We start from the raw sequence: 12,221 nt of genomic DNA on the forward strand, positions 1-12,221 counted from the left end.
ACTAATGGCATATAACTACGTAACTAAGGATGGTGGCGTTTTTGATCAGAAGATTAACCAAGGGTTGATTACTTCTGTTTTGGGCAACCAGGCCTTGCAATTCGTGAACGGTGGCAAGTCATTTACATTGACGACCATCTCAACATCAGGCTTTAAGCCACACACTCGAGGTACTGGCTATAACTCAGGTTCTGTCACGAATGACAAGAAGGTCTATACCATGGGTCAAGACCGTGACATTGAATTCTTTGTCGATAAGGAAGATGTTGACGAAACCAACCAAGATTTGGCAGTCGGAAACATCACTAAGGTCTTTATTGAAGAACAAGCTCAACCTGAAATTGATGCTTATCGTTTCTCAACTTTGGCTGGTTTGGCAAAGACATCAACTACTGAAAAGTTGGATGAAACGAACGTTTACACACGTTTGAAAGCCGCTTTGTTACCAGTACGTAAGTACGGTGTAACGGACATCATTGGTTTCGTTTCAACTGAAACCATGGACTACTTGGAACGTTCAAAGGAATTTACTCGTTCTATCACGAACCAAAACGTTGGCCAAACTGCTTTGGAATCTCGTGTCACATCATTGGATGGTGTGCAATTGATTGAAGTTCTTGATCCAACATTGTTGAACACTAAGTTTGATTTCTCTGATGGATTTAAGCCACAGGCTGATTCACAGGCTATCAATTTCTTGTTCGTTGCTAAGTCAGTAACGATTCCTGCATTGAAGACTCAATCAGTTTACTTGTTCAATCCAGGCGAACACACAAAGGGCGATGGATACTTGTACCAAAACCGTTTGTACCACGACATCTTTGTCAAGGACCGTAAGAAGGACGGTGTGTCTGTTTCAATTAAGACAGCGACTGCAGGAACTTCAACTACTGATAGCGCAACGCCATCTAAGTAATTGACTAAGGGGGGTGTAAGTGATGAGTTCAGCAACTGATTATGCTATCTTGCTTGACCCTGGAGCAGATATTAATACCAAACTTATCTTGATTGAGAAGGGCGTTAAATCACGCCTGTCAGTCTTGTTAGGCCTGTCAAATGGAAGCGCCATTCCACCAAAGTTCAGCTACATTGTTGACGAAGTGGTGGGCGCTCGTTTCTCTCGTCTAGGAAATGAGGGGTTGAAGCAATCGAACCAAGATGGTTTGACCCTTGTATTCCAAGATGACGATTTTGCTAAGTTTAAGAAAGAAATTGACGAATATAGGTATGGCGATACGTCTAGTCCTCGGACAGGACGGGTAACATTCCTATGATTTTCGAGGTTCAGACTTATAAGAAAGTGAAGGGAAATCAAGACCCACGTAACCCAACCAAGCACCAAGATGTGTTAGTTGGCAAGTACACAGTAAACGTGACCAATTTGAGCGCTGCGACTGCTTTTCGAAAGTATGGCACAGCGACCTATGGTCAAAAAGAGCTGCGTACAAGCATACCACTAGATGATTTTGATTATTGCCTGATTGGTGGCAAGAAATACGTGGTGCAAGAACGACAGACGGTTAATTATCGTCAGTCAATATTGGTAAAGGAGGCTTGAGATGACAGTAAAGGGGGCTGATGAGTTCAGGCGTGCTATGCAGCTTAAGACGATGACAGTGCCTGCTAAAGTTAAGGCCCTAATCATGGAAACGACTGCTAGTACACAGCAACAGGCCATGCGCCTTGAACCTGTGAAGACTGGTTTCTTAAGGCGTAGCAATAAGACTGAAATTCAAGAGTCTCCACTTTGGATTATCGGGACTGTTTATGCCAATGCGTATAACAAGGACTTCAACTACGGTTATGCACAGGAAAACGGGACTCGGTTCATCAAACCAAAGCTCTTTATGTATCAGGCTTTCAATGCCCATAAAGAGGTATACAAATCTAAGTTAAAGGCGGTGCTCATGAATGGCTAGTGAGAAGCCAGATTATCAATTGTATAAGACGATTGGCGGTTATCTTTATGACAAATATGGAGACCGCTTTTTTAGTACAGTTCCCGATTTGAAAAGCGAGACATTTGAGAGCCCTTTGGTGTTCATGGGCGATTATAGCCTGCAACAGAACACGCAGACAAAGGGTGTTCTTGTGTCTCGTGCTTCGGTCACAATTCATGCCTACAACAAGGCAGAAGACCAGTATGACATGGATCAGTTAGAAAAGGTCATGGCTGATTTATATGACTACGTGATGAAGCTCAAAAAGACGGACAACTACTTAGTTGAATTCGACCCTCGATACACGATTAACAGTCGTTCATTCGAGCAAGAAGACAATATTCGGTTGGTCCATGGAACATTAGATGTCACATTTCGAATTTAGGAGGTAGCAAATGGCTGACCAATTAGTTAAGCAATCGGGTGGTAAGGCAATCGTCTTTGCCCGTTTGCGTTCCAATCAAGCAACACAAGAAGGGACTCGTGTCGCTTATCAGACGACTTATTCATACAAGTTGTCTCGTGATAGTAAGACGGAAGATACAAAGGATGGCAAGGTAACCAAGGGCGGTGCTTTGGAAGGAACTTTGTCTTTGGAATTGTTGTCATCCAACCAAGCAATCGTGCGTGATTTGGAAAGCGCACAGGTTAACGCTTATCCGCTTGATTTCTGGATTGTCTTCACGGACACACCAGGAACTAAGTCAGGTACTTATGCAGGCCGTTACATGATTGCTGACTTGACTTCTTTTGAAGAGACAGGCGATTCAGACAACTCCGTATCGGTTAAGATTGAAGCCTCAATTCAAGACGGTTACGCACGACTAGGAGATGTTACCTTGTCAGTTGACCAACAAGACAACGGTTACGATTTCAAAGACCTTGGTAAGGTTTCAACGTCTGAAACCACAAGCACTAACACTGCTCCAACGCCTACTAAGTAATTGCGCTAGCGACAACGGCTTAAACGTTCGAATGGGGTGTGAGGCCCACTAAATTTAAGGAGATTATTTACATGTTGAAGTTTGAAATTGATGGTCAAGAACAAGAATTTAGCTTCGGAATGAAGTTTATTCGTGAGTTGGATAAGGCTAAGGAAGGCCAAAACAACGGCTTGAAGTTCGGGGTTGGTTTGCAATACTACTTGGCTTCCTTTATCCAAGACCAAAACCCGTTGGCTGTGGCAGAGATTCTGTTGGCTTCCAACCATGCAGCGGGTGGTAAGTTGACTACTTCAAAGCTCGACAAGTTCTTTGATGAAGAAGCCGATTACGAAAAGGTCACATCTGATGTGATGGATCAGCTCGAAAAGGGAAAATTTACGAGCCAAAAGGTAGCCGTTTTGACCGCTCAAATGGCAGCAGCAAAGGCAAAGGCTCAAGCGGAAGCGAACAACTAAAAAACCTCAATAGCGCAGCTCAATACCATGAAATTTTGGTAAATGGACTGCGCTATTTTAATGTGTCGGATGTTGAAACTATTGAGCAGATGACTCCATTTGAGTATGAATTGCAGATGGAAGCGGCCGAACTCCGAGAGTTGGACCGCAAACACACGACACATGAGATGGCATGGGCCTACATGGCTGTACAGCAAACGAACGGCAAGGGCGACAAGCTCAAGTACAATACGTTCGATAAGTTCTTTGAGAACTCGTACAAGAAGGCCTTTAACGAGGTCAAAGAGCGAACTAACCCTGGTGTTCGTATGTCCGTTAAAAATGTTGAAAAAGAATACAATCTCGACTTGCTGGACAAGTTGGAAAGGAGGGTAAATGGCTGAAACATATGGCGTTAGTGCCGTTTTTGAAGCGAATATGAGTAGTTTCATGGCAGGAATTGCGACTGCTATGAGCGGTATGAGCCAGTTTGAGACCAAAGCTAACCAATCATCGAGCAACGCCTCTAATTCAATGAAATCAGTTGGTAAGGCCATGACAATTACTGGCGCTGCAACGACTGCTCTGGGTGTATCTGCGCTGAAGTCTTACGGGACGTTCTCGCAGACCATGAACCAAGCTGCCGTTGTTGCTGGTGGAACGTCTAAAGACATTGGTGGCCTGACAAAGGTTGCCGAAGAGATGGGGAACAAGTTGCCTGTCAGTTCGCAAGAAGCGGCTAACGCTATGCTGTCCATGGCACGAGATGGTGCTAACTTAAGTACGATTAAGAAAGAGTTCCCTGCGATTGCTGAAGCGGCTACTGCTTCTGGTGCTGATTTGCAGACGACCGCTGGTGTTGTTCAACAAGCAATGAACGTTTGGGGTGATTCGTTTGAAAGCCCTGCACAGGCGGCTTCCATTCTGACTCAGACAGCCAACCTTTCAAACGCTTCGATTGATTCTATGCAGCAAGCATTAGCAACGATTGGTGGTACAGCTAAGAACGCTGGTGTCTCTATGCAGGATGCTTCGACAGCGATTGGTCTGTTGACCAACAAGGGATTTAGTTCTGCCCAAGCTTCACAAGATTTGAACCATGCCTTGATTCAAATGCAAGCCCCAAGCAAGCAGGCTAAGGCAACCATGGATCAGTTGGGTATCTCATTCACGGATGCGCAAGGGAACATGAAGTCATTACCATCTATCTTGCAAGAGATTTCAACCAACATGGATGGCATGTCGTCATCTCAAAAGGCCGAGGCTTTGAAGAAGATGTTCGGAACGGCTGGAATGGGTGCTATCTTGCCTTTGCTTGACTCGATTAAGGATAAGTCAGGTAACACCACGACTTCATGGCAGGCTTTTAGTGACCAGATTCAAAAGACTTCCAAGGATGGTGCAACCGCCACTAAGTCACTGGAAGACCAGTCAGCTGAAATGCAACAGAATATTGGTTCAAAGTTGAAGCGGTTGAATGATAACTGGGGTTCTTATCAAAACGCTGCAGCAAGCTCTCAAAGTGGGGTAACTGGCAGTCTGATTGACTCCACCAACCAAATTGTACGTTGGGGAACGACTAGCAACGACTGGTTGGCCAAAGTCAGCCGTTCGTTCGTTGGGCTTGCACCAGTTGTTGGTCCAGGAGTTACAGCAACTGGACAATTCTTGAACAACATGAACCATATTACGAATGCAGCAAGTACAGTAACTAGTAAAATTGGTAGTTTTTCAAGCAATTTAATGAATACTGCCAGAGCTGCTAGTGCCGCTTCAAAGGGAAGTGAATCAGCAAAGTCTGCATTGTCTATGATGGCTAAAGAAAGTAAGTTAGCGGCTGTAGCTAATTGGGCATTGAACAGTTCACTTCTTGCTAATCCATTAACGTGGATAGTTGTTGCAATTGTAGCTGTTGTTGCAGCACTGGCTTTGTTCTTTACCAAAACAAAACTAGGAAAAGACATCTGGAAGGGCTTTGTCGATTGGCTAGGTCAGGCATGGAATGGACTAGTCGGTGTAGCCAAAATAGTTTGGTCGTCTATATCGGATGCCTTTACAACCGTTGTTGACGTTGTGAAGGCCATTTGGCAACCAATCGGAGCTTTCTTAACTGGTATTTGGAACGGCTTTGTTGAAAGTTTGAAGACAATTATCGAAGCGCTTAAAAATGCTTGGGAACCATTGTCAGAATTCTTTGGAATGCTATTCCAGGCTATCGTAGTTATTGTTGGCATTGCGCTTGCACCATTGATTGGTACGATTACTGCTATTGTTGGTGCTATCAAGGTAGCCTTTGCATTCCTTGGACCGTATATTAGTGGTATTTGGCACGCAATTGTCATTATTATCACTGGTGTATGGAACGTGATTGTTGCTGCGGTTACTATGTACATCAATATCGTTAAAGATGTCGTTGTTGGCGTGTTCAATGTTGTTAAGGACGTTATCCAGACGGTTTGGAATGTTATTTCAGCAATTATCGGTGGTGTCTGGAACATCATTGTGACAATTATTAGTACCGAAATTAACATTGTTGCTGGCATTATCAAGGCTATTATGGCTGTTATTCATGGCGACTGGTCGGGTGCATGGGATGCCATTAAGGGTGTCGCAAGTTCTATCTGGAATGGTATTTCATCCATTATCGGAACAGTTATTCACACAATTGCTTCTGTTATTGGTTCAGTTGTTCATGGAATTGCTAGTGTCATGAGTGATGTCTGGAATTACCTGACAAGCATTACCAGTAGTGTCTGGAATGGCATTAAGAACATCATTAAGAATGCGATGCACATTGACTTGTTCGGAGCAGGTAAGGCGATTATTGATGGTTTTGTCAAAGGTCTTACATCAGCTTGGGAGGCTGGCAAGAAATTTGTCGGAGGAATTGCCAACTGGATTAAGGACCACAAGGGCCCAATCAGCTATGATGCTCGCTTGCTTGTTCCTGCAGGTAACGCCATCATGTCAGGTTTGAATGGTGGACTGAACAGCGGATTCAAGGACGTGCAAAGCAACGTTGCTGGCATGGCCTCTAAGATTAGTGATTCATTTGGCACAGCTAACCTAGCATACGAAATGACTCCAATCACATCAGGGTTTGATTTGAATTCTGATGGAACGGTATCCATGTCATTGGATAACCAGAAGCAACCAGCAAACATCAACATCGGCATGGGGCAGAACACTTACTCAACGTTTGTTGACGATATTAGCAACGAACAGGGTAAGGCATACGACTTGCAGAAGAACAACGCTTTGAACGTCTTTTAGGAGGGACTATGAATTACGATTTCAAAGATCTAAATAAAACGACCTCAGCGCCCTTGGAAAAGTCGATTGAGTCTTTGACATTCAATGGGGTCAACATCGAGAGTGAAATACCTGAATTCTTGACGGTCAACGTTGATGGTCGTGACGGTTACACTCGGAAATTGAACACGGTTGATAGTCGAAGCGATGGCGACTACTTTTTGAGTTCAAAGCTCGATAAGAACACTATTACAGTGAAATATTTCTTGCTCGCTAACGACACAGAGGACTTTAACCGAGCGTTTACTCGCTTGAAGTATCTTTTGCAAGGAGAAGAGAAAGAATTTTATTTTGCTGACGAGCCAGAATTTTCAAGAATTGGCACAGTAACAAAGTTAGAGAACGCCGACCCAGGTTCATTGTCTGTTCAAGGAACGATTGAGATTACGTGCAGTGATCCATACCGCCATGGACAAACAAAAGTTGTGAGCGGTTCAAACGTTGTGTATATCAATGACCCACAGTTGTTGTATGACCAAAACGTGGACACTATCACGGCTCAGATTGGTTCAACGACTAATCAGGTTGTGATGACTATTGGCAACGATTGGAACATGACCCTGAATGGTTCATTCCAAGTTGGTTCAACATTGGTTTTAGACATCAATAATCGAACGCTGACTAGCAATGGTAATAGTGTTCTGAACACGATTGATATTACCAAGACCAATATCTTTGAAGCCAAAATTGTGAAAGGAGTACAAGTACGTTGCTCGCAGGCAACGGAAATCACGGTTAAATACCGTGTCAAACTGTTATGATCTATCTCTTTGATAAACGGCAAGAAGTCGTTCAAATGATTGAAAAGTCTGATTTAACAGAAGGTACTCTGGACTTAAAAATCAATCAGGCTGCTAAGTTGAACATCTCCTTGCCACCCGAAAAGTCACTTGATAAAAAGGTACGCTATCTGGGGTTAGAACATCCACTGAAAGATGGCCAGTTCTTGTTATTGCGATTAATGACTATTAAGGACAACGAGAACAGTGTTGACTATTCTTTCTATGAATTGGCTTACCAAGAATTAGGTACGTACACTTATATCAAAGATAGGCGCTTTCCTAACGGAGCAAGTGCTAATGACTTGATGAGCGTTGCGCTCAGCGGTTCACCATGGCAATTAGGACAAGTCAACGTTCCAGGCAATCTCCAGACTAATTTCTACTACATCAGCAATCTCGAAGCCATTAACACGGTCACACAAGGCCTAGGCGGAGAGGTTGTTTTTTATGCGTCGATTACTGGAAACAAGATTACTGGTCGCTATATGGACTACCTGTATCAGCAGGGAAAGGATACTTCCAAAGTATTTGTTCATGGCGATAACCTGTTAAACGTTGACCGCACGGGCGACAATTCAAGTGTTTACACAGCAATTTTGCCACGAGGAAAGGGCGAACAGGTCAGCGAGGGACAAGGCGATAGTCCTGATGGTTATGGTCGACGTATCAACATCCAAGATATTGTTTGGTCGAAGGCCAAGGGAGATCCATTGGATAAGCCTAGTGGTGATGTGATTCTGGTTGACCCTGTCGCAACAGAAGAATATGGCCACATTGATGGCAACGAACGCCTCTTGATTAAGACCTATGACAACATTGATGACACAAATGAGCTGATTAACACAGCTTATCGTGAATTGATGGCCAGCAACCATCCATCTGTGCAGTATTCAGCCACAGTAGCTGAGACTGGTGGACTTGGATTAGGCGATACAGTCTTGATTATGCACAATGACCGCAACTTGTCGTATAAGACACGGGTATTTGAAGTGTCAGTAGATCTGGTTCGGCCGGAAAATTCGAGCTTGAAACTCGGAGATGATTTGAGCTCAAACAGCCTCACTAGTACCATCTCTTCTATTTCAAGTAACGCCTCAGCGGTCTCAAATGGCCTTGCCTGGACGTTTACCCACGGTGGACACAATGACACCACTTACAGCCCAGTAGCGCCTAACAACCCCAGACAGGGTAATGTTTGGTACAAGTCACTTCCTAATGGCGATACTGAGCTGTACTACTATGATGGCAACGCTTGGGTTTTAAGTGCTCAAACTGATTCACAATGGAAGAAGAATAGCGCTGAATTAAATGGCGACCATACGGTCTATCGTGGGCCCGACACGCCTACTAACCCGCAACAGGGCGATACCTGGTATAAGGATGATGTCAACGAGAAGAATGGCGTGGCTATGTATTCATATTCTGGTTCAACTTGGGTTAAGTTCAATGGCATTACTGATGCTAATCGGTTGCAACAGGGAATTATTGATGCCGACCGTGTCAACGTGCTGAATCTTGATGCCAATAATATTAGCACTGGCCATTTGTCGGCTAATTTCATTAAAGGTGGCCAAATTGATGCCAGCCAGATTAACGTTATCAATTTGAATGTTAACAGCCTTATCGGCAACGTATCACAGTTTATCCAGTCGAATTGGAATGGTAATTATCAGTCAGTTTCAATTAACAATGACGGTATGCAAATTAGTTCTACTAATTTAAAGACTGTTTTTGATAATTACGGTATGGGGTTCAATTGGAACAATCGTAGTCTTGGCTTTATCGGTCGAAACAATTTGGTTTCTGATTCCAATAAATTAGGGCTGACAATTAACCTTAATTCAGATGCAGATTATTTTGGCCTAGCTGCTAAAAATAAAGATGACCCAAATGGAAATTATCCAGTTAAATTCGGTTGGTATCGGCAAGGATTATCGAATCAAGATCCTGGGTTCTTTTTTCAAGATGTGACTACTTTTAATGCGAACGCTTATTTTCACAGTGGAATGTACTTTGGAGATAATGATGTTTCATCATTTTTATTTGCCATTGGTGTTTATAAATCAGAAGGTAAGCAGATTAAAATACCGACTGAAATAAGTAATGATGGCTCTGTTAGCGATTATGTAATTATATAGGTGCTTATGATCAAAATTGAAAACTCAAAATTGAATGATATTGCTAATTTCTTAGATCGGGCTGAATTGTCTGGCCGAGTGTCACGACATCGGACCAAGTTATTGGGTTCGATTGGAGAAGTCATGGTTGAATTGGCCAAAGATGAGAAGAAAATCATTGCTGATAATGGAGCAACCATTGATGAGAAGGGCAACGTTGTAGGCTTTCCAAATAATGAAGCACAGTTAACAGTTCAAAAAGAGTTGGCTGATGTGAAAGTTGAAAAGTCTATCTTTAGTGAGCGTGTTGAAGGCCAATTTAGTGGCCTATATCATGCTCTTGATAATTACGATAAGGCACTAGCAGGAACAGAGGCGAATGCCTATGACAACTTGCTAGAGGCCTTAGAGGAAGGAGGATATAGTGAGCAAAACGATTAACTTAAATTTAGACACATCAAAGTCTGACATTCAAAATCCTAAAATCTTGTTACGACAAGGAGACGGGAATTATCAGACGTTACGAGTAACAATCACTAGTAATGGCGAGCCAACTGATTTGACGAATGCTGACGTTGTTTATTTAGGAACGACATCAGCGGACCATAAAATTATCGACTCTAACATCACAAAAGTTGATGCACTTAATGGTGTGATTGATTATCGACCACCTAAGCAGTGGGGACAAGATATGGGTAATTTCAAGAACTCATATTTTGAAATCACGACAGGCGATTCAACTGGTTCAACAGCTTCATTTAAAGTGTCGGTGCTTGAAGCAGTAGATTTAAATGCTGAACAAGCAGGCGACTATATCACTGTTGTTGATGGGATCGTGGCCGTTGTTCGCAAAGAGTTATCTGATCAATTGGCGGATGTTCAAGTGAAAACAGACAATGCTACTGGACTAGTTAAGCAGGCCTCAGACAATTTGGTCGCTATGGCCCAGAATTACAACACTGACATTACAAATAAGTACAACGATGCAAACGCTAAAGCTAGCAACATCAATCAGTTGTTGAATACCGGTGTTATCCATGCTAAGGCCGACACGGCTGGAACAGCAGATATTGCAAATTCTCTTCCACCTAGTTTTGCACAGTTGATTAAAGGGCTAGAAGTCACTGATTATCTAACAGCAAAAAAGATGTTATACGTTGACCAAGACGCCACTATTAATCGAATGGAAATGACAGGGCAGGCAGTATTAGCAGGTAAGACTTATACAAGTGATTTACAGGTTAACGGCCCCCTGGAAATTAACAGTACTACTACTGCAAATAAAAATTTTGTTGTTCAAGGCCATGCTTGGCTAAATGGCTCTGTTGATTTGTATAACACTTTAAATTGGGGCAGTTTAACTGTAAAAGGATCTACAAATCTAGGCGGAGACACGGTAACAAATAAACTTGATGTGAATGGCCCGCTTTTCGCTCATCAGGATGTTACTATTTTTGGCCAATTAAAGACGACGGGTGGCCAAAATATCTATACGACTTCTGGGAGCTTGCCACAATATAACATTACTTATGAGGCTAATCGGGTTAATAACTTAGTAATTGTTACTTTGAATGGCCATTTGGCTCATTGGCCATCTTGGAATGGCGTTGGGCCAACATTGCCAAACGGGTTTAGGCCAATCCGCAATTCAACGCTTTGGCTGAGAATTGATTATGACATCTTGGATATTATTGTCGGAACGGATGGTAGCTTTTACAATCGTTCAAGTAATCGAGATGCTGGTATAAGCCCATCTGATGCTCTTGGAACAGTACTTTTTGCAACGAATGATAGTTTTCCATGGTAAAGGAGGTAAAAAATGGCAGATGAATCACAAACGGCAACACAGGAAGCTCAACCAACGGCAACAACAGAGCATCAAACAGTTGATTATAGTAAGTGGTACTTCAAATACGACCCACAGACCTATGCTTTCATTCCTGGGGCCGTTCATGAGAAGGTTGAGAACTCAACAGATGTTGAGCCATCAGGATTAATTGACCCCATATGGAGTCCAAACACGAATTCTTGGACTGGTAAAACCTATGATGAATTTTTAAAAGAACAAAAGGCTAATCAGTCAACGGTTGTTGATTCCAATCAACAGCAACTAAACACGATTGCTAATCAGCTGTTGAAACAAAACATTGCATTGTCACAACGAGTATCGGCTCTTGAAAAGGAGGCTAAGTGATGTTCGACATTTTAAAAAATTGGTATGAAATGGGCATTGAGAACAACGATAGCCTTAAGAATTGGGTAGTCGGAGAGATTATCACAGCGGACCAATATCAGCAAATCACTGGTGTTATTTACTCATACTAAAGAACATATATGCATGAATATAATTAAGTTATAAAGGAGGCGCAATGTTCGGACTAAGTGCAGGCGACTGGACAGGAATTATCCAGACATCAATAATTGTCGGTGGTACGTGTTATAGCTGTTACCAGGCAATTAAACGCAATCTATCTTCTAGCTTAAAGCGAGAGCTTGAAAAGCTGGTTGATAGCACTAATTACCACAACGAACGGCTGACAAAGAGTATCGATAGCCTAGATGAAACTATCAAGGGAATTCGAGTAGATGTCGAAACATTAGAGACACGAGTATCTAAGCATGATACTCAAATTGCAGTTCTACAAGAAATCACACACACAGCCGACTGATGTTGGCTTTTTTATTTGGAGGA

General features: G+C 42.7%; 16 protein-coding genes. All 16 read left to right on the forward strand.

Features of this window, described 5'->3' with window-relative positions:
* Positions 1–4 precede the first annotated feature (4 nt).
* The 16 genes from AABI08_RS00895 to AABI08_RS00970 all read left to right on the forward strand — a co-directional run bounded on the left by AABI08_RS00895 (position 5) and on the right by AABI08_RS00970 (position 12,198).
* The gene (locus AABI08_RS00895; RefSeq protein WP_338343163.1) at positions 5–916 is read left to right on the forward strand and encodes a hypothetical protein; all 912 of its coding nucleotides are present in this window, start codon (positions 5–7) and stop codon (positions 914–916) included.
* Positions 917–938: 22 nt separating this feature from the next.
* Positions 939–1,274, forward strand: a complete 336-nt coding sequence (locus AABI08_RS00900; RefSeq protein WP_168778742.1) for a phage head-tail connector protein — start codon at positions 939–941, stop codon at positions 1,272–1,274.
* The gene (locus AABI08_RS00905; protein ID WP_338343161.1) at positions 1,271–1,558 is read left to right on the forward strand and encodes a hypothetical protein; all 288 of its coding nucleotides are present in this window, start codon (positions 1,271–1,273) and stop codon (positions 1,556–1,558) included. The genes AABI08_RS00900 and AABI08_RS00905 overlap by 4 nt, the downstream gene beginning before the upstream one ends.
* Before the next feature lies 1 nt (position 1,559).
* Positions 1,560–1,919 carry a hypothetical protein gene (locus tag AABI08_RS00910; RefSeq protein WP_338343160.1) on the forward strand — a complete coding sequence of 120 codons (360 nt, stop codon included), beginning with the start codon at positions 1,560–1,562 and terminating at the stop codon, positions 1,917–1,919.
* A complete protein-coding gene (locus AABI08_RS00915; protein ID WP_338343158.1) occupies positions 1,912–2,325 on the forward strand; it encodes a hypothetical protein in 414 nt (137 codons plus the stop codon). The genes AABI08_RS00910 and AABI08_RS00915 overlap by 8 nt, the downstream gene beginning before the upstream one ends.
* Positions 2,326–2,335: 10 nt before the next feature.
* Positions 2,336–2,884 (forward strand): phage major tail protein, TP901-1 family, encoded by a 549-nt coding sequence (locus AABI08_RS00920; protein WP_338343156.1) that lies wholly within the window; start codon positions 2,336–2,338, stop codon positions 2,882–2,884.
* 71 nt (positions 2,885–2,955) lie between these two features.
* A complete protein-coding gene (locus AABI08_RS00925) occupies positions 2,956–3,339 on the forward strand; it encodes a tail assembly chaperone (protein ID WP_338343155.1) in 384 nt (127 codons plus the stop codon).
* Positions 3,340–3,401: 62 nt separating this feature from the next.
* Complete coding sequence (locus AABI08_RS00930; protein ID WP_338344074.1) at positions 3,402–3,722, forward strand: hypothetical protein; 321 nt, start codon at positions 3,402–3,404, stop codon at positions 3,720–3,722.
* Entirely contained in the window at positions 3,715–6,591 is a 2,877-nt protein-coding gene (locus AABI08_RS00935) for a phage tail tape measure protein (protein ID WP_338344076.1), read from the forward strand. Before AABI08_RS00930 ends, AABI08_RS00935 begins: the two co-directional genes overlap by 8 nt.
* A gap of 8 nt (positions 6,592–6,599) precedes the next feature.
* Positions 6,600–7,391 carry a distal tail protein Dit gene (locus AABI08_RS00940; protein ID WP_338343149.1) on the forward strand — a complete coding sequence of 264 codons (792 nt, stop codon included), beginning with the start codon at positions 6,600–6,602 and terminating at the stop codon, positions 7,389–7,391.
* Between the two features lie 35 nt (positions 7,392–7,426).
* Positions 7,427–9,550, forward strand: a complete 2,124-nt coding sequence (locus AABI08_RS00945) for a phage tail spike protein (protein ID WP_338344078.1) — start codon at positions 7,427–7,429, stop codon at positions 9,548–9,550.
* A gap of 6 nt (positions 9,551–9,556) precedes the next feature.
* Positions 9,557–9,970 carry a hypothetical protein gene (locus tag AABI08_RS00950; protein ID WP_338343146.1) on the forward strand — a complete coding sequence of 138 codons (414 nt, stop codon included), beginning with the start codon at positions 9,557–9,559 and terminating at the stop codon, positions 9,968–9,970.
* On the forward strand, positions 9,954–11,336 hold the full coding sequence (locus AABI08_RS00955; RefSeq protein ID WP_338343145.1) for a BppU family phage baseplate upper protein: 1,383 nt from the start codon (positions 9,954–9,956) through the stop codon (positions 11,334–11,336). Before AABI08_RS00950 ends, AABI08_RS00955 begins: the two co-directional genes overlap by 17 nt.
* A 12-nt stretch (positions 11,337–11,348) precedes the next feature.
* Positions 11,349–11,723 (forward strand): hypothetical protein, encoded by a 375-nt coding sequence (locus tag AABI08_RS00960; protein ID WP_338343143.1) that lies wholly within the window; start codon positions 11,349–11,351, stop codon positions 11,721–11,723.
* A complete protein-coding gene (locus tag AABI08_RS00965) occupies positions 11,723–11,854 on the forward strand; it encodes an XkdX family protein (protein WP_338343142.1) in 132 nt (43 codons plus the stop codon). Before AABI08_RS00960 ends, AABI08_RS00965 begins: the two co-directional genes overlap by 1 nt.
* A 44-nt stretch (positions 11,855–11,898) precedes the next feature.
* Positions 11,899–12,198, forward strand: coding sequence for a hypothetical protein (locus AABI08_RS00970; RefSeq protein ID WP_338343140.1), 300 nt, complete (start codon positions 11,899–11,901; stop codon positions 12,196–12,198).
* Positions 12,199–12,221 lie beyond the last annotated feature (23 nt).

This window comes from Fructobacillus evanidus, from assembly GCF_963580165.1.
GTDB lineage: Bacteria > Bacillota > Bacilli > Lactobacillales > Lactobacillaceae > Fructobacillus > Fructobacillus evanidus.